The 17,112-nt window shown below is 66.3% G+C and carries 15 protein-coding genes and 1 tRNA gene; 11 read left to right on the top strand and 5 right to left on the bottom strand.

Annotated features, from left to right (window positions below; translation table 11 throughout):
- Positions 1-19: 19 nt before the first annotated feature.
- Positions 20-541, top strand: coding sequence for a helix-turn-helix domain-containing protein (locus ACFQBT_RS15310; RefSeq protein WP_377823946.1), 522 nt, complete (start codon positions 20-22; stop codon positions 539-541).
- Positions 542-555: 14 nt separating this feature from the next.
- Positions 556-1,722 (top strand): tyrosine-type recombinase/integrase, encoded by a 1,167-nt coding sequence (locus ACFQBT_RS15305; RefSeq protein WP_377823945.1) that lies wholly within the window; start codon positions 556-558, stop codon positions 1,720-1,722.
- 73 nt (positions 1,723-1,795) lie between these two features.
- Here ACFQBT_RS15305 and ACFQBT_RS15300 read toward each other — a convergent pair whose 3' ends face one another.
- The 5 genes from ACFQBT_RS15300 to ACFQBT_RS15280 all read right to left on the bottom strand — a co-directional run bounded on the left by ACFQBT_RS15300 (position 1,796) and on the right by ACFQBT_RS15280 (position 6,457).
- Complete coding sequence (locus tag ACFQBT_RS15300; protein WP_377823943.1) at positions 1,796-2,695, bottom strand: DUF4062 domain-containing protein; 900 nt, start codon at positions 2,693-2,695, stop codon at positions 1,796-1,798.
- 618 nt (positions 2,696-3,313) lie between these two features.
- Entirely contained in the window at positions 3,314-4,153 is an 840-nt protein-coding gene (locus ACFQBT_RS15295) for a hypothetical protein (protein ID WP_377823941.1), read from the bottom strand.
- A 122-nt stretch (positions 4,154-4,275) separates the two neighbouring features.
- Positions 4,276-4,348, bottom strand: a tRNA-Arg gene (locus ACFQBT_RS15290).
- 113 nt (positions 4,349-4,461) lie between these two features.
- Positions 4,462-5,742 carry a lipase family protein gene (locus ACFQBT_RS15285; protein WP_377823939.1) on the bottom strand — a complete coding sequence of 427 codons (1,281 nt, stop codon included), beginning with the start codon at positions 5,740-5,742 and terminating at the stop codon, positions 4,462-4,464.
- Between the two features lie 91 nt (positions 5,743-5,833).
- The gene (locus ACFQBT_RS15280; RefSeq protein WP_377823937.1) at positions 5,834-6,457 is read right to left on the bottom strand and encodes a TetR/AcrR family transcriptional regulator; all 624 of its coding nucleotides are present in this window, start codon (positions 6,455-6,457) and stop codon (positions 5,834-5,836) included.
- A gap of 179 nt (positions 6,458-6,636) precedes the next feature.
- On the opposite strand from ACFQBT_RS15280, the gene ACFQBT_RS15275 reads away from it, so the two are divergent.
- From ACFQBT_RS15275 to ACFQBT_RS15235, 9 genes are all read left to right on the top strand, one after another.
- Positions 6,637-8,133 carry an MFS transporter gene (locus tag ACFQBT_RS15275; protein WP_377823935.1) on the top strand — a complete coding sequence of 499 codons (1,497 nt, stop codon included), beginning with the start codon at positions 6,637-6,639 and terminating at the stop codon, positions 8,131-8,133.
- Positions 8,112-8,972, top strand: a complete 861-nt coding sequence (locus ACFQBT_RS15270) for an MBL fold metallo-hydrolase (protein WP_377823934.1) — start codon at positions 8,112-8,114, stop codon at positions 8,970-8,972. Before ACFQBT_RS15275 ends, ACFQBT_RS15270 begins: the two co-directional genes overlap by 22 nt.
- Positions 8,969-9,391 (top strand): Zn-ribbon domain-containing OB-fold protein, encoded by a 423-nt coding sequence (locus ACFQBT_RS15265; protein WP_377823933.1) that lies wholly within the window; start codon positions 8,969-8,971, stop codon positions 9,389-9,391. The genes ACFQBT_RS15270 and ACFQBT_RS15265 overlap by 4 nt, the downstream gene beginning before the upstream one ends.
- A complete protein-coding gene (locus ACFQBT_RS15260) occupies positions 9,388-10,536 on the top strand; it encodes a thiolase C-terminal domain-containing protein (RefSeq protein ID WP_377823932.1) in 1,149 nt (382 codons plus the stop codon). The genes ACFQBT_RS15265 and ACFQBT_RS15260 overlap by 4 nt, the downstream gene beginning before the upstream one ends.
- Positions 10,537-10,703: 167 nt before the next feature.
- Entirely contained in the window at positions 10,704-12,044 is a 1,341-nt protein-coding gene (locus tag ACFQBT_RS15255) for an MFS transporter (RefSeq protein WP_377823930.1), read from the top strand.
- A gap of 54 nt (positions 12,045-12,098) precedes the next feature.
- Positions 12,099-12,860, top strand: a complete 762-nt coding sequence (locus ACFQBT_RS15250) for an SDR family oxidoreductase (protein WP_377823928.1) — start codon at positions 12,099-12,101, stop codon at positions 12,858-12,860.
- 28 nt (positions 12,861-12,888) lie between these two features.
- Positions 12,889-14,061 carry an acyl-CoA dehydrogenase family protein gene (locus tag ACFQBT_RS15245; protein ID WP_377823926.1) on the top strand — a complete coding sequence of 391 codons (1,173 nt, stop codon included), beginning with the start codon at positions 12,889-12,891 and terminating at the stop codon, positions 14,059-14,061.
- On the top strand, positions 14,054-16,201 hold the full coding sequence (locus ACFQBT_RS15240; protein ID WP_377823924.1) for an acetate--CoA ligase family protein: 2,148 nt from the start codon (positions 14,054-14,056) through the stop codon (positions 16,199-16,201). The genes ACFQBT_RS15245 and ACFQBT_RS15240 overlap by 8 nt, the downstream gene beginning before the upstream one ends.
- Positions 16,198-17,049 (top strand): MaoC/PaaZ C-terminal domain-containing protein, encoded by an 852-nt coding sequence (locus tag ACFQBT_RS15235; RefSeq protein ID WP_377823922.1) that lies wholly within the window; start codon positions 16,198-16,200, stop codon positions 17,047-17,049. The genes ACFQBT_RS15240 and ACFQBT_RS15235 overlap by 4 nt, the downstream gene beginning before the upstream one ends.
- Positions 17,050-17,112: the final 63 nt, after the last annotated feature.

Here is a 17,112-nt window from a genome sequence, read left to right as displayed (position 1 = left end):
TCCGTTAGGGTGTTGGTTCATGACGTACAGCAGTGAGCAGATCGCGAACGAGGACGAGCTATTCGCGCGCAACCTTCGGCGGCAAAGGGAGAGTCTCGGATGGAGCCAGGCAGAACTTGCTGAACGACTGCAGGAGGCTGGGCTCGCGCAGATCTACCCCACAACTGTGTCTCGCATCGAGAAGGGCGAGCGCATCGTTCGGTTGAGCGAGGGCGCTCAAATCGCGCGAACACTACAAACCGACATCAGCGCGATGACAAGGCTTCTCCCAGAGGAGGCGGCCGAGCTCCGAGAGGCAATGATCGACGTGGAGCTCGCGGCCGGCGAGCTTCGTCGCGCGGCGACCGCTTTCGAGAAAGCCCAACTCAAGCTCCTGGACTCAAGCTCGGTGCTTGGGGACTGGATGTCAGCCCACGGCGAGGGTGAACTGGACGCTCACGAGGAGTCGGCGCTCGAGGATCTCGTCGCTGCCGCTCGAGAGGTAGAAGCCGATGCTGATGCGGTTGCCGTCGCGGCGTTCAAGCGGCTTCCCAAGGGCTGAGCCAAGGTCGGATGATGGTGAGCAAATCGATCGACGACCGGTGGCACGTCGTTGACCAGGCCTCCGGCCGGCGAGTGCGGTCCAGCCGCTATGGAGTGGGCCTGCAATGGCGTGCTCGCTATCGAGTTGCCGCCGGTGGCAAGCAGACCACGAAGGCATTCGCTCGGAAGGTGGACGCACAGCGCTGGCTGGATGAGGTCACGACCAACCTCAATACCGGGCAGTACGTGACGCCGGAGAGTGGTCGGACCTTGTTTGGGGCTCTGGCGGAGGATTGGATCGTCGGCAATCCGAAGTGGAGCGCGACCACGCGTGCGCGGAACCGCAGCGTTCTCGACAATCACGTGCTGCCGCGGTGGCGTGACACGCGCGTCGCCGACCTTGGCCACGACGACGTACAGAAGTGGGTAAATGAGCTGCCGGGCGCTGGCGGGACGGTCAGGAAAGCGTTCGGCGTATTTGCGTCCGTCGTTGACCTAGCAGTTGCGCGAAAGTGTTTGCCTAGCAACAACTTTCGCGCTCACGTTCGGCTTCCGACGCAAGCTCTCGCACCGCGCCGTTACCTCACTCACGGGCAGGTGGCTGCTCTTGCTCACGCTTGCGGTGACGTTGGTCGTCCCGTCGTGCTGACCTTGGCCTACTGCGGGTTGCGGGTCGGCGAGCTTTCGGCGTTGCGCATCGGCGATGTCAATGTCGCGCGGTCGCGGCTGATGGTCGAGCGGTCGGTTACCGAGGTAAACGGCAAGCTGGTGTGGTCGGCTCCGAAGGACGGGGAGCGGCGATCTGTGCCAGTTCCGCAGTTCGTGATGGAGGAGATCGAGGGACTCATCGACGGCCGCGGACCAGAGGAGCAGGTCTTCACCTCGCCGCTCGGAGATGTGCTGCGGGTGCGAAACATGCGAAGGAGCTGGTTTGATCGGGCTGCGAAGGAGGTCGGTCTTGAGGGACTCGTACCTCACGAATTGCGCCATACTTTAGCAAGTTTGGCTGTTTCGGCGGGGGCGTCAGTGCTGGCCGTTCAGCGCATGCTCGGCCACTCCAAGCCGAGCGTGACCCTCGATGTTTACAGCGACCTTTTCGACGGTGATCTCGACGATGTCGCGCAGCGCCTTCACGATGGGCGAGCCCGGCTTGATCCCCACGATGCAGGACTCCCTGCAGCGCCAACCGCCAGCAGCTAGATTGCAGCCGCCGGCGCTCAATGGCACAGCCACCGGATTGCGGCTGCCGGACCAGCTGGCTGGTCGCGCTCGATTAGTTCTTAAGGGTGACCGTCCAACGTTTCGAGCGCGCTTCGTTACCTTCGCGCCACTCGGCCTCGATCAGCACCGTTCGACCAGTGGATCCCATGTGTGGTGCGAATATCAGCAGCCAGGACATCTGTGAGCCCTGCAGGACGGTCACAGCTGTCTGCGGCTCGTCAAAGTGAAACGGGGTGTCGCCGATCGCCGACACCGTGAAGCGGAGATCCTCTGCATCCTGGTCGCCGGTATTCTGGACGACGAGATCATTGCTCAGCGTCCGGTACTTCATGTTGCCGCGCTGGTCGAGCCCCTGCTGTTCTTTTTCATGGTCGTGATGCCAGTTCAGGATCGCGCCGCGGGGACTTGGTGACGCGGACGGTTGACTGCCTTTGAGATCGCTCCAGTCGTTCGCCGTGATGTCGTGCTCGACTGCCCGCGCGACTTGAGCCGCCAAATCGGTTGGGTCGCTGTACTCGCCCAGCAGGCCGCGCGATTCAAGATCGTGTCGGAAGTCTTGGAGGGCAGCGTATTGATCTGTATTGAGACTCGAGCGGTCAAGAGGCTCGGTTGAGAAGTAGACGTGTACCGGCTTTCCCAGAGTGATCGCGCGGTTGATCTCTTCGGCCGTGCCGGAGACGTCGACGTCGGTAGGGCTGCCCAGCCGTGCGTCGAAGAACGCCACGACGACGTCGGCTTGATCGACCGCCTGACTATTGACCAAGGCCTGTGGATGACCGCCCATCATCGGAACTGCACTCCGTTCCCACAGCCAGGGTAAAACTGCGATCCTGTCTCGGCGGCCACGTTGAATGTTCCAGTCCACAAGACCGTTGCGGACCGCTGCGCGCTCCTCCTTTGTGTCCGTCGGCGATGCGATGAGCACAAGCAGACCGTTCATCTGGGTTGGCATGACACACATCCTGTCGTTGAGAAGGAGGGAGCGGGCGGGGTGAGACCGGGACGGGCTCTACTCAAACGGCCGAGGAGGCGGCTCAAAGCCAAAGCTCGCGACTACTTGACTGTCTTGTCACCATCGTGATCGCGACCGCTGGGTTGGTCGGGCTTGGCCGTGCCAGCACGTCGGGTTCAGCGAAGGCTTGGACACCCCACGTCAAGCGTCGGCGCCTATAGCAATCCACACGACGGCGACCATGGCCGTGTTGTCCGGCGTATTCACGCCGGATTGGGACCTCTCGGAACGCTAAACGGGGCGATCTCGAAGGACTCTGCAGAGTCGGGTCTAGCGTGCGGGATTGGGTCGTTGGGAGTTCACCGATCGCGCGGCGCGGCGCCGAATAATCGGTGCCTCCGCGCGGGTAGCACGGCGCGCTGCGGCCCAGATCTCGTCGATGGACTGAGTCGAACCCAAGTTGTCGCCCTCCTGGGGCGTACGAGTTACTCGGATCTTGCCCATAGCAACCATCCTCGAATCGTCGTGTCGTTGGAATGTTAGCGGCTAGTCGTGGTCTGGCTAGCTCAACGCGCACAATCATGGGCCAAGGGTGTGACAGTCAGGGGGTGCACTGGATCAAGGCTTCGAGTCAGTGATGCTGTAGGCGATTGCAAGCAGGTGTGCGACCAGGATGACAATCTCCCTATCCGTGCCAGTCAAGTCGTTTGCATGAGGGGCATCGACTGTCACCATGCCGTAGCCGGTGTTCGCTCCAGTGATAGCCGCGGAGATGAACGTTCCGTATCCGACCCGCGTTCCTGCATAGTCAGGAGGGTCGACTAGATCCAGGTCCGGCACAAAGACCGACCTGGCTTCTTCGATCATCTTGAACGCGAGGTCCCCGCGATTGGTGCCGGTCTCGAAGGGTCGCGGAGTCTCCCCGCGTCCCTGATGCGCAACGGCTGACATGGTCTTCCTTGCATCCGGCACGGCTGGATCGAAGTCATCGATCACATACACGACGGCGCGCAGCCGCTCGACATTCCTGAAGAGCAGGATGAGGGCTCCTACTGCTGCTTGAGCAGCTCCCCGGGTTCGTTCCTTCCGTTTACCGGGGGTGAGCGTGGGGATGTCGGCGATCACGCTGGCCAGGGGCTGTAGCGCGTCCTTTACAGTGACCCGCAGGCGGTCGGCCTCTGACGCCTCAAGCTCATCGAGACGGTGGTCGGCCGCCTGCATCTGCCATTGAAGGACCCCAGCCGCACTCATTAGCAACAGTCCTATGGCCGCCGCCGTCCAGTCACCCTCGTTGGAAAAACCCTGGCCCAGGGTCAGTAGAAAAGTACCGACGATGGGCAGTAGAACGACGACCAACGGTAGTAGCCACGACCACGGCCTCCGCCGGCGTGCTAGGCGTTCGTCGATCGTGAGTTGGATCGCCCAGCCGCCGCCTGCGCTCGAATTGGACTCGCTCACTCGCGCACGGTACTAGGTTCTACGGAAACTGAGGACTGATTGAGGATTGATCATCGGAAGGGGGAAGCGTCCCAGGTGCAGTCGGCCCAAGAATCTGCATGTTGGCGGTACCTCTTGGGAAGTGCCCCCGGCATGATTCGAACATGCGACACCCGCTTTAGGAGAGCGGTGCTCTATCCCCTGAGCTACGAGGGCGGGGAACGTACGCCGATCGCTCGCCATACGCGCCACCAAGAGTAACCGCCGCGCACAAGACGGCCCGACCCCGCTTGCAACCGAGAGGGCAAGCGAGGGCCAGGCCGAAGCGGCTACTTCAGCAGCGGCAGGAACAAGCAGTTGCCGTATTCCGGCACTCCCGCCAGGCGCGCAGACACCCAGTTCAACGCCGGCTGCCAGCTCTCGACCATTCCGGCCACGTGGTGCAGTGCGAGCTTGTCACCGTCCTGGACGTTCAGCCCGTACGTCGTGTAGTTGACCCGGGCGCCCTTTGCGCACCAATCGACGGCCAACTGCCGCACCTGGCTGTGCGGCACCGTCTGGTCGGCCAGGTCGGTGGTCAGCAACACCGGTGATGCCGGCCTGAGCCGTCCGATGCGCTGGGAGTCCACGATCTGTTGCGCAACCGGGTTCGCCGCGATGACGTCGCTGAGTGAGCGTCCGCCGGTGATCCACTGCGTGCTCTTCGCGCCACCGTAAGACAGCACGGTGTCGGCGATGCACTGTGTCGACAGCGATTTCAGCACTGCCTTGCCGGCGTCGTTGGTGTTCGCGTCGAGGATCGGCTGCAGCGCCGGGTAGGACCGGGCCAGGCCGTTGATCGCGTAACCGAGCACCCCGGCGATCGCATTGCCCTCGATGCCCTTGATGACGACCCCCAGGTCGGCCGGGGGAGCGCCGACGAATGATCCGGCCAACGGCACGTCGGGTGCGTAGCTGGGCTGCAACTCCGCTGCCGAACCCGTTGCGCCGCCACCCTGGCTGTAACCCCAGGTGGCGACCCGCGAGGATGTCGTGATGTCGGTGCCCGGCAGATTCCGGGCGGCCCGCACCGCATCGAGTACGGCGTGACCCTGGTCGAGACGGTTCATGTAGGTATGGACCCGGTCAGTGGTGCCGAGGCCGACGTAGTCAGTCACGACGACCGAATAGCCCCGGTTGAGAAGGTCGCCCACGAAAATGGCGTCATACCCCAGTGCCGTCGTGATGCCACCATTGCCGTTGCCGGAGATGCCGATCGGGTTCTGCAACAACTTGGACGGGGCGCATTGGTCGCCCTGACCGATCGTGCCGAATGCGTAGGACACCAGCGGGCGGGAGCCGGACCCTTTCCACGCAACCCTCGGCTGCAGGTACATCCCCGTCACGGCTACCGGTTGCCCGTTGGAGTCGATCGAGGAGTACATGATCTTCGTGGCGGTGGCCGCATAGTTGGTCGACACCTGCTGGGAATCGATCACCGTGCCGGGGGCAGACGGGATCGAGGGCGGCGGGTCGTAGAACGACGCGGCCGAAGCATTCGGCGCGAGAGCGGTGAGGCCTCCCGCGGCAAGGACTGCCGCGGCGGCGGCAGTGGAGACAGTGCGCAACATTGAGCAGGTCCTCTCCCTAGTTACCAAGTAGTAGGTAGCGTAGCGGAGAGTGACCCGCATCACAGTCTGCGCGCGGAAGGGGCCCCGTCGCCTACACCGCGACGCGGGCGATGAACTGCAGCGTCGCGTCCACGATCTGCGACATCTCCTCTTCGGATTCCAGCAGGATGATCTCCCGCGCCCCGTCGCCGACGATCGAGGTCAGCACACTCACCCGCACCCGGCTGAGGGGGCTGTCGTCGACGGCCAGCAGCATCGAGTTCTGCCGGATCCAGGTCTGGCTGCGTTCGCGTTCGAGCGCTCGCAATTGCGGAGGACCGTAGTCGGAGAGGAACATTCGCACTGCGACGCGGTTCTGCCACACGGCCAGCAGATACGCTTCGGCGCCGGCGGTGAAGAGCGCCGCCGGGGAGCGCTCGCCGCGAGCACGTGTCTGCGCCACGGCGGTGGCAGCGGCAGCGAAGTAGCCGTCCTGCGTGCTTTCCCACAGGGCGATGAACAGTTCCGGCTTGCCGCCGAAGTGGTGGTAGATGCTCCCGACGCTGCGCCCGGAGCGCCGCACGATGTCGGCGACGTTGGCCTCCTCGTACCCCGCTTCCAGGAACACCTCGAGCGCGGCGTCCAGGATCGCCGTACGGGTCGCCGACGTGCGACCCCACTGACGCGCGGGCCGTGGCGCCTGGTCGGCGCTCTCCGGCGTGAGGGCGGTGCTCATGATCCGGCCAGCCTATCGGCGGACAGGCCGGACCGAAGGCTGCAGCGGAATCCGCCGCCGCGCCCGCCTTCCACTGTGACCCACATCATGATAGAAGTCATTCTAGAACGCATTTCAAGTAGCGGGTGGCGCCGAACGGGTGCCAGCACCCGGGTTGCAGAGCTGAGGTCGGAGCAACGGTGCCGGAAGATGTCGGATACGCCTGGCGGGCGCTGTCGGTCGTCGGTCTCGCCAGCATCCTCACCTCCCTGAACGCCAGCGCACTCAACACCGCCCTCCCCGCGATCTCCGCTCACTTCCACGCTTCTGCCAGCGCGACGTCCTGGGTGCTGCTGTCCTATCTGTTGGTCGGGACCGCCTCGACCCTGGCGTGGGGCCGCTGCGCCGACCTCTTCGGTCGCCGCACGATGTACCTCGTCGGACTGGCCCTCTACACCGGCGCCAGCCTGGCCCTCGGTTTCGCTCCCAGCATTCAGATCCTGCTCGTCGCACGAGTCGTCCAGGCCGCCGCCTCCGCGATGCTGTTGACCAACAGCGCCGCGATCGTCAGCGCCGCCTTCCCGCCTCGTCTGCTGAGTACGGGGATGGGCATCTACCTGTCCTCCTTCTCCCTTGCGGCACTCGTCGGCCCCACTGTGGGGGGTGCGCTGGTGACGGTGTGGGGCTGGCAGTGGGTCTTCTGGTTCAACGTGCCCGTCGGATTGGCCTGTCTGATCTGGGGTTTCGTCGTTCTTCGTCGTACGCCGGGTGCGGACGGGCCGCGCAGCCTCGACCTTCGGGGCAATGCTCTCTTCGCAGCGGCCATCGTCGGTCTGCTGCTGGCCCTCTCGGAAGTCGGACTGGCCGGCTGGAACAGCCCGGTGGTACTGATCGGACTGGCTGTGTTCGTGGTGCTGATGCCCGCGTTCGTGGTGCTCGAACGCCGGATCGCCAGTCCCGTGCTCGACCTGCAGTTGCTCACCGACCGGACCTTCGCGATCGGCAACGCCGCGGCCTTCCTCAACGTGCTCGCCCGCTCGTCGGTCGTGCTGGTCGTGGCCCTGTACTTCCAAGCCGTGCGCGGCGACACCGCCCTGCACGCCGGCATCGCGGTCCTGCCGTTGTCGGGGGCCGTCGTGGTCGGGTCGTTGTCGATCGGCCGGCTCTCGCGCCGGTTCAGTCCGCGGGTCATCGCGGCGGGCGGCAGCGCAGTCGCCACGGTCGGGTTGCTCCTGCTCCTGGTCACCGTGGGCCCGCACGTCGACTACGCCCTGATGCTGCCCGGCATCCTGCTGGTCGGCCTGGGCTCGGGAATGTTCATGCCCGCCAACGTGACCGCGATCCTGGACGGCACCCCGCCGGACCGGCTGGGCGCCTCCAACGCGGTCCGGCTCGTCCTACAGAACACCGCGATGGTCATGGGCTCTGCCGTGTCCCTGACCCTGCTGGCCGCTCCCTTGCCCGCAGCCCAACGGGCCGCCGTGTTCACCGGTGGGCTGACCGGCGTCGACCCGCACACCGCCGCCGCCCTCGTGCGCGGTTACCGCGCGACGTACGTGTTCATGGTGATCGTCTCGTTGGCCGGCACCGCCCTATCAATCCTGAGCAGCCGCCGGTCGCCGGCGGAGGAAACCGACGCCGCGAGTGCGGCACCCGACGTCCGAGAGGGGACACCATGCGGCGTACCGACCCAGTGACCGGGCAATGGTTCGATATCGAACCGGGCACCGCCCACCAGGTAACCGACCACGCCGTCCACCTGTTGGCACCCAACGCCAGCGCGTGGACCTACGAGGGGACCAACACCTGGTTGATCGGTGCCCCCGGCGGAAACGCCTGTGCCGTGGTCGATCCCGGTGACGAGGCGCCCGAGCATCTGGCGGCGATCATCGACACAGCGCGCCGTCGCGGGTGGCAGATCGCGGCCATTCTGGTCAGCCACGGGCACCCCGACCACTTCGGCGGAGCCCGCCAATTGGCTGAGTTGACCGGCGCGCCCATCTACTCGGCCATCGTCGACGAGCGGGTCGTCCTGCATCTGCCGACCCGGCCCATCGGTCCTGCCTGGCAGCTGGACCTCGGCGGAGTGACCATCACGGCGCTGCGAACCCCGGGCCACTCCGACGATTCGCTGACCTTCCAGGTGCCCGGTGATGACGTCCTGCTCACCGGCGACACCATCCTCGGCGGGCGGTCATCAGCGGTTTTCGGACCGCTGGCGGACTTCCTGGATTCCCTGACCCTGATCCGCGCGGCGGCAGATTCCGGCAGTGCGGTCATTCTGCCCGGTCACGGCACCCCGGTCGGCGATCCGGTCGCGACCATCGACCGGCTCACCGAGGTCCGGCTGGCCCGCGTCGCCCAGATCGCCCAGTTGGTCGACGCGGGCGTCACGTCGATCGGGGCCATCACCGACGCGATCTACCCGCACCTGCCGGCCCAGCGCCGACCGGCGGCCGAAGCGTCCGTCCAGTCCCATCTCGCCTACCTGGTCACCACCCGTGACCGGTCCGACTCCGGAGGTGTGCCCGCATGACCCCACCACTGACCAAACTCCTTCCGGTGCCGACGCCGGAGACCCAGCCGTATTGGGACGCCGCTCGCGACGGCGAGCTGCGTCTGCAGCGGTGCCAGGAATGCGCAACCGTCCGCGCCTACCCGCAGAGCTCGTGTGCGACGTGCGGTTCCCAGAAGTACGACTGGTTCGCCGCCTCCGGGCGGGCCACCCTCTACTCCTACGTGATCAGCCATCGCCCAGCGCCCGGCTTCACCCCGCCGTTCGTCATCGCCCTGGTGCAACTGGAGGAAGGTCCGCGAATGCTCAGCAATGTCGTCGACGTGCCGCCCGATCCGGAGCACCTGCCGCTCGACCTGCCGCTCACGGTGCGGTTCGAGGATCGCGGCACCATCGTCGTACCCGTCTTCGCGCCCAGCGGGAAAGGGGACGCGGCATGAGCGCCGCCATCGTCGGCGCGGCCGAAACCGACCGCGTCGGCGTGCTGCCCGAGCACAGCACTCTCGAACTGCACCTCGAAGCCGCCCGCAATGCGCTCGCCGACGCGGGGCTCACCAAGGACGACATCGACGGCGTGGCCGGTGTCACCTCGCCCGGCCCGGTCACGGTCGCCTACTCGCTGGGTATCACCCCCACCTGGATCGACACCACGAGTGTCGGCGGCACGTCGTTCCTCTTCCACGTGCGCCACGCGGCTGCGGCCATCGCGGCCGGCTACTGCACCACGGTCCTGATCACCCACGGGGAGTCCGGTCGCTCGCGGGTCGGCGCCCCGCCGTACCGGATGGACCCCTCGTCGATCAGCGGCCAGTTCGAACTGCCGTACGGCGTGAGCGGGCCCCCGACGAGCTTCACCGTCCCCGCGCTGCGCTACATGAAGGAAACCGGGCTCACCCACGAGCAACTCGCGAACGTTGCTGTCGTGCAACGGAAATGGGCCGCGCTCAACCCCCGCGCCATGTACCGCGACGAGATCACGGTGCACGATGTGCTTGCCTCCAAGGTGATCGCCTACCCGTTCCACATTCTCGAGTGCTGCCTGGTTACCGACGGCGGGGGAGCACTGATCGTTACCTCCGCGGAGCGGGCCGCCGACCTGTCCAGCGGCCACCGGGCCGTGCACCTACTCGGTTCCGGTGAGGCCTGCGACGGGCCGGCGGTGTCGACGATGCCGGATCCGACCAGTTCCCGCGGTTTCCGGCTGTCGAGCCGCGCTGCTTTCGACAGCGCCGGGGTCAGCCGCGACGACATCGACCATCTGATGATCTACGACGCGTTCGCCCACGTGCCGATCTACGGGTTGGAGGACATGGGATTCGTCGGTCGCGGTGAGGCGGGTGCGTTCATCGAAGAGGGCCACACCGCGCCGGGCGGCCGGCTGCCGATGAACACCAACGGCGGCGGCCTGTCCTACACGCACACCGGGATGTACGGCATGTTCGCGATCCAGGAGGCGGTGCGGCAACTGCGGGGCGAGGCCGCAGCACAGGTGCCGGGTGCGCGGGTATCGGCGGTGCTCGGCAACGGCGGAATGTTCATGGCGGCCTCGACCCTGGTGCTGTCAGCCGAGTCCGAGGCGGCGTGAAAGAGGTGGTGTCCGCAGCAGCCGACAACGGCCGAAAACACACGCGTCAGAACCATTGACGTGATGTAGATCACGAGTAAGCTGAACGTATTCTAGAATTCGTTCTAGTCCGCTCCTCGCGAGCCATCCCCGAAAGTCAACGACGACTCACTGGAGGACTTCATCTCATGGCCGGACTGAAACGTCGGGAGCTGACCGTCTACCCGACCGGTGCTTATCGCTGGACCCTGCTCATCCTGACCACCCTGGTCACCGTCTCGCTGTACTACGTGCTCTACGTGTTGGGCTCGGTCAGCACCCTGGTCATCTCCGAGTTCCACTGGACGCTGGACACCTACGTCTACCTGGGCCTGATCTCCTCCTTGTGCGGGATGTTCAGCGCCGGCGCGGGCGGCCTGGGCGACCTGTTCGGACGCAGCAACCTGTTACTCGTCTCGACCGCCCTCAGCGTGGTCATCGCCTTCCTGCTCGGCTCGGCGGGTACCGGGCTGCAGTTCGGAATCCTCTACTGCCTGTTGGGATTCTGCGAAGGCTTCGCCCTGGTCATGAGCTCGGTACTGATGCGCGACTTCTCCCCACGCGTCGGTCGAGGCGTCGCCATGGCGATGTGGACGATCGGTCCCGTCGGCGGCAGCCTGCTGGCCTCCAAAGTGGCCTCGGCCGTGTTGTCCGACGGTGGCGACTCCTGGCGCACCCTCTACCGCATCTCGGGGACCGTGGCACTGATCGTCTTCATCCTGTGCCTGCTCTTCCTGCGCGACCTGTCGCCGCAACTGCGCAACGAGATCATCGTCAAGGCCGAAGCCGACGGTGCCGTCGACGTCGCGCGCAGCTCGGCGATGCGTCCGCGCACCTGGGGTGAGCGGATCCCGTTGCGGATCATCCTTCCGTCGCTGGGCGTCTCGTTGTACCTGCTGGTCTACATCACCGCGGTCTCGCTCTTCCCGCTCTACCTGGAGAGCCAGTTCGGCTTCACCCTGGCCACGGCCAACTCGATGATGGCCGGCTTCTGGCTGGTCAACATCCTCGGCGCGCTGTTCTTCGGAGCGGTGAGCGACCGCTTGCGGGTGCGCAAACCGTTCATCCTGGCCGGCGCCGTGCTGATGTTCATCGCCACGGCGATCTTCGCCAGCCGCCTGGGCAAGGAGACGAGCCAGGGCATGATGCAGGCCCTGCTGATCGTCATGGGCCTGGTCATCGCGTGCGGTTTCTCCCCGTGGCTGGCGGCGGTGAGTGAAACCGCCGAGGACCTCGACCCTGCCCGGGTCGCCGCCGGCATGGCGTGGTTCGGCACGGTCAACCGCGTTGTGGTCGCCGTCGCCTCGCTGATCCTGCCGCACGTGGTCACCTCGCAGAGCGGTTGGCGCGCCTGGTGGGTGGCCTGTCTGGTGGGCATCGTGCTCTTCATCCCGACCATTCCGTTGCTGAGCGGGTCGTGGCGGCGTATCCGCAGCGGACGCACCGGTGACGCCAGCAAACGGTCGGTGACCGCCACTGCCCACCCGTGAGCTCCAACGGATTCCGAAAACTCCACTCGCACAACGAAAGGACAGTCCAGCACCATGACTGATCTCAGCGGAAAGGTGGCTGTGGTGACCGGCGCCGGACGAGGTATCGGCGCCGCCGTCGCCCACCGGCTCGCCACCGACGGTGCCGCCGTGGCACTGCTCGACATCTCCGAAGCGGCCACCAAGGAGGCCGTGCAAGACATCGAAGGCGCCGGCGGCCGCGCAGTGGGGATCGGGTGCGACGTCTCGGACGAGACAGCGGTGCGGGACGCCTTCGACGAGGTCGCCGACCGGCTCGGTAGCGCCGACATCCTGGTCAACAACGCCGGGATCCTGCGCGACAACCTCATCTTCAAGATGAGCACCGATGACTGGGACCAGGTGATGGCGGTCCACCTGCGGGGCACCTTCCTGTGCTCGCGAACCGCGCAACGCTGGATGGTCGAGAAGAAGTGGGGTCGGATCGTCAACCTGTCCAGTACGTCGGCCCTGGGCAACCGCGGTCAGGTCAACTACTCGGCGGCGAAGGCCGGGATCCAGGGCTTCACCAAAGCGCTCTCGATCGAACTCGGACCCTTCGGTATCCGGGTCAATGCGATTGCGCCCGGGTTCATCGAGACCGACATGACCCGGGCCACCGCCCAGCGCGTCGGCGTCGACTTCGACCAGATGAAAGCGGCGGCCGAGCAGACGATCCCGCTGCGCCGGGCCGGACACCCCGAGGACATCGCCTCGGTCGCCTCGTTCCTGGTGGGTGAGGACTCGGCGTACGTCACCGGGCAGGTCATCTATGTCGCCGGTGGACCCAAAGCATGAGAAACATTGACACGAAAGGGGATTCAATATGATCGACTTCTCGCTCTCCGAAGAGCAACGCGAGGTCCGCGACACCATCCGGCGCTTCATCGAGCGGGAGGTGATGCCACTGGAGCCCCAGGTCCTACGCAACGAGCGTGCCGGCCTGCCCGGCATCGAGCGGGACCAGTTGCGTGAGCTGCAGGCCAAGGCCAAGAAGGCCGGCTACTGGGGGATCAACACCCCCGAGGAGTACGGCGGCATCGACCTCGGGCCGGTCATGTCGGCGATCGTGGCGATGGAGTCCGGCCGCACGTTCGTACCCTTCCGCTTCGGCGGATCGGCGGACAACATCCTCTACGCGGGCACGCCGGAGCAGAAGCAGGAGTACCTGATCCCGACGATCAACGGCGAGCGGATCAGCTGCTTCGCGATCACCGAACCAGGCGCCGGCTCCGATGCCCGCAACATCCGCACGCGCGCGGTCCGAGACGGTGACGACTGGATCATCAACGGCGAGAAGATCTTCATCACCGGTGGCAATGACGCCGACTTCGTCATGGTCTTCGCCGTCACCGACCCGGCCAAGGGCGCCAACGGCGGGGTCACGTGCTTCCTGGTCGATCGGGAGATGGGCTGGAAGTCCGATCCGATCCCCACGATGGGCGAGTGGGGCCCGGCCTCTCTGGTCTTCGAGGACGTCCGGGTGCCCTCGCGCAACATTCTCGGCGAGGAAGGGCAGGGTTTCGCCCTGGCCCTGCAGTGGATCGGTAACGGCCGCTTCATGATTCCCGCGGGAGCGATCGGCGGGGCCGAGCGCCTGCTGCAGATGGCGATCGACTACTCCAAGGTGCGCCATTCGATGGGTCACCCGATCGCCGACTACCAGGCCATCCAGTGGCAGATCGCCGACTCCTACGTGGAGATCGAACAGGTCAAACTGCTGACTCTGTACGCCGCGTGGCAGCTCGAGACCGGGCGCGACAACCGCCACGCCTCATCGGTGGCCAAGCTCAGCGGTGGTCTGATGGCCAACCAGGTCGTGGACCGGGTGCTGCAGATCCACGGCGGTATGGGATACACCAAGGAGCTGCCGATCGAGCGGTGGTACCGCGAGTTCCGTCTCCTGCGTATCTTCGAAGGCACCGACGAGATCCAGCGGCGCACCATCGCGCGCAACCTGCTGAAGGGTCACGTCCAGGTGGGAGGCATCGGTGACTGACCTCGCAACGCAGCGAACGTCCCAGTCCGCGCAGTTCGACGGCATCGACCGGGTGGCAAGGCTTTTCGCACCTCGTTCGATTGCTCTGATCGGTGCAACGGACAAGTCCTGGTGGTCCCGGGCGATCTTCGACAACCTGCACAACCACGGGTTCACCGGAGCCATCCATCTGGTCAACCCCAAGGGCATCGAGGTGCACGGCCAGCAGAGTGTGGCGGCGATCAGTGATCTGCCGGACGACGTCGACCTCGCCTTCGTGATGACTCCGACGCCGGTGACCCTGGAGGTCGTGCAGAAGGTGGCCGACCACGGGATCCGGTCCGCCGTCGTCCTCACCTCAGGTTTCGCAGAGGTGGGGGAGGAGGGAGCCCAGCTCGAGCGCGCCCTGGTCGACCTCGCTCGAGAACGTGACCTGACCATCCTCGGGCCGAACGGCAACGGGTTCATCAACGCGGCCGACGGCATCACGCCGTACGGGCTGACGATTCCGTCGCCGTTGATCAGCGGCCCGGTGGGCGTGGTCCTGCAAAGCGGTGCCCTGGCCAGCGCGGTGCTGGGGTTCGCCCAGGCGCGCAACGTCGGGATCAGCCTGCTGGTCTCCATGGGCAACGAGTCGATGCTGACGATGACCGACGTCATGCGGCACCTGGTGCACGACGACAACACCAAGGTCATCGCGCTCTTCATCGAGTCAGTCCGTGATCCCGACCAGTTCCTGGCCGTGGCGCGCGAGGCGCTGGCCATCGGCAAACCGATCGTGGCGATGAAGGTCGGGCGCAGCGAGACCGGGGCCCGTGTGGCCAAGGCGCACACCGGTTCGCTGGTGGGCAACGACCGGGTGGTCGATGCCGTCTTCCGCCAGCACGGCATCGTGCGGGTGGACTCGTTGGAGGATCTGGTCACCACGGCTGCCGTGCTCGCGCACTGCCCGCTGCCCGGTCCGCGTTTCGGGTTCGTCACCGCATCCGGGGGTGCCTGCGAGATCATCGCCGACCGCGGCGAGGACGAGGGCATCGTGATTCCCCCGTTCGCCCCGGAAACCGAGGAGCGGTTGCGCGAGATCGTGCCGCCGTTCGCCTCACCGCACAACCCGATCGACGTGACCGGCTACATCCTGGTCAAGCGCGAGATGATGGCCCAGTCGCTGCAGGCCGTCGTCGACGACCCGAACGTCGACGTCGCCGTCGTCATGGCGGATCTGCCCCGCGAGGAGCCGGCCGACCCGCTGCCGGCGCTCGACTCGGCGACCCGGTTGTCCGAGCTGGCTCACGCCGCGCGCAAACCGGTCTTCGTCATGCAGAACACGCTGACCGACATCACCCCCTACGGACGCATGGTCGCCGAAAAGTCCGATTACCCAACGGTTCTCGGCGGCATTGAGCACGGTCTGACCGCGCTGGGCCGGGCAACGCAGTGGTCCGCGGCGTACCGCGGCCAGCACCACGCCACGGCGACGCAGTCGGAGCCGCTCGCGGTCGACGTACCACCAGATGGCATCTGGGCCGAGCACGTCGCGGCCGGGTTCCTGCAGGCGCACGGGGTGCCGGTCGTGCCCTACCGGTTGGTGACCGACGCCGACGCCGCCGTGGCGGCGGCGGAGGAGTTCGGCTATCCGGTCGTGGTGAAGCTGGCGGCGGACGTCGAGCACAAGAGTGACATCGGCGGGGTCAAACTCGGGTTGGCCTCCCCACAGGCGGTGCGTTCGGCGTACGACGCGGTGACCGCCGCGGGTCGGGCGGCGGGCGCGCAGGTGGCCGGCGCCGTCGTACAGCCGCAGCGCTCCGGCGGCGTCGAACTGCTGGTCGGCATCGTGACCGACCCGGTATGGGGGCACGTCCTCGCGCTCGGCATGGGCGGTATCTGGGTCGAGGTGCTCAGCGACACCACATTGCGCGTGCTGCCGGTGACTCGCGACGAGATCCGTACGGCGCTCGGCGAGTTGCGCGGCGCTGCACTGCTGTCAGGCGCGCGTGGCACGACGGCGGCCGACATGGACGCGCTCGTCGATGCGGTCATGGCTACCGCGGACCTCGCGGGGCGGCTGGGTGACCGGCTGGAGTCCCTGGAGATCAACCCGCTGGTGGTCGACGGAACCCGCATCGAGGCGCTCGATGCCCTGATCACCTGGCGGCAACCGTGAGCCTCGACCTGGCGGCGGTCGGCCGCCAATCCGAAGCGGTGGAGGTCAGCTGGACTCCCGACGACTGTGCGCTCTACGCGCTGGGAGTCGGCGCCGGGCAGGACAATCCCGGGCAGGAACTGGCCTACACCACCGACAACACCCACGAGGTGGCTCAACAGGTGCTGCCCGTGTTCGGGGTGGTGCTGACGCAGTTCCGCGCTCGCGGGCACCGCATCGACATCGGCAGTTACGACCCGGCGCACCTGGTGCACGCCGAGCAGGAGGTGTCGGTCTCCGGGCCGATCCCGGTCAGTGGCACGCTGCAGGTGTCGTCACGGGTGGCCGGGATCTACGACAAGGGATCCGGTGCGCTGGTGGTGACGGAGACGACCGGCACCGTGGCCGGAGCCGCGCAGCCGCTGGTGACGACCCGTTCGTCGGTCTTCATCCGGGGCGAGGGCGGATTCGGTGTCAAAGGCCCGTCTGCGGCCTGGCAGCGGCCGGATCGCGATCCCGACAAGACGCTGGAGTGTGCCACCCGGCGCGATCAGGCGTTGCTCTACCGGTTGTCCGGGGACCATAACCCGCTGCACACCGATCCGTGGTTCGCCGGGCGGGCCGGATTCCCGCGCCCGATCCTGCACGGTATGTGCACCTACGGGGTGGTTTCCCGGGTTCTGTTGAATGCCTTTGCGGGCGGGGAGGTCTCGGCCTTCTCATCGATGTCCGCGAGGTTCAGCCGGCCCGTCTTCCCCGGAGACTCGCTGCGGGTCCAGGTGTGGAACGAAGCCGACGGTCTGCTGTTCGTCGTCGAGAACGCCGAGGGGACGGCGGTGCTGGACCGCGGCCGCTTCGTCACTCACTGACGAGCGGCGGCGGTGCAGGGCGGCGCGACCGGGTCGGGTGTCCCTGCGTGGTGACCGCTCTCA

Origin of the sequence: Branchiibius cervicis (genome assembly GCF_042661605.1) — a bacterium.
In the GTDB taxonomy this organism is placed as follows: Bacteria; Actinomycetota; Actinomycetes; order Actinomycetales; family Dermatophilaceae; genus Branchiibius; species Branchiibius cervicis.
Note: the sequence above shows the minus strand (reverse complement) of the source record. Positions and strands in the feature narration are given on the sequence as shown.

Bases quoted from the DNA above. Each gene is read 5' to 3' on its own strand.
- ACFQBT_RS15310 (WP_377823946.1), top strand. From the start codon at position 20: ATGACGTACAGCAGTGAGCAGATCGCGAACGAGGACGAGCTATTCGCG.
- ACFQBT_RS15305 (WP_377823945.1), top strand. From the start codon at position 556: ATGGTGAGCAAATCGATCGACGACCGGTGGCACGTCGTTGACCAGGCC.
- ACFQBT_RS15300 (WP_377823943.1), bottom strand. From the start codon at position 2,695: ATGCCAACCCAGATGAACGGTCTGCTTGTGCTCATCGCATCGCCGACG.
- ACFQBT_RS15285 (WP_377823939.1), bottom strand. From the start codon at position 5,742: ATGTTGCGCACTGTCTCCACTGCCGCCGCCGCGGCAGTCCTTGCCGCG.
- ACFQBT_RS15280 (WP_377823937.1), bottom strand. From the start codon at position 6,457: ATGAGCACCGCCCTCACGCCGGAGAGCGCCGACCAGGCGCCACGGCCC.
- ACFQBT_RS15270 (WP_377823934.1), top strand. From the start codon at position 8,112: ATGCGGCGTACCGACCCAGTGACCGGGCAATGGTTCGATATCGAACCG.
- ACFQBT_RS15265 (WP_377823933.1), top strand. From the start codon at position 8,969: ATGACCCCACCACTGACCAAACTCCTTCCGGTGCCGACGCCGGAGACC.
- ACFQBT_RS15260 (WP_377823932.1), top strand. From the start codon at position 9,388: ATGAGCGCCGCCATCGTCGGCGCGGCCGAAACCGACCGCGTCGGCGTG.
- ACFQBT_RS15255 (WP_377823930.1), top strand. From the start codon at position 10,704: ATGGCCGGACTGAAACGTCGGGAGCTGACCGTCTACCCGACCGGTGCT.
- ACFQBT_RS15250 (WP_377823928.1), top strand. From the start codon at position 12,099: ATGACTGATCTCAGCGGAAAGGTGGCTGTGGTGACCGGCGCCGGACGA.
- ACFQBT_RS15245 (WP_377823926.1), top strand. From the start codon at position 12,889: ATGATCGACTTCTCGCTCTCCGAAGAGCAACGCGAGGTCCGCGACACC.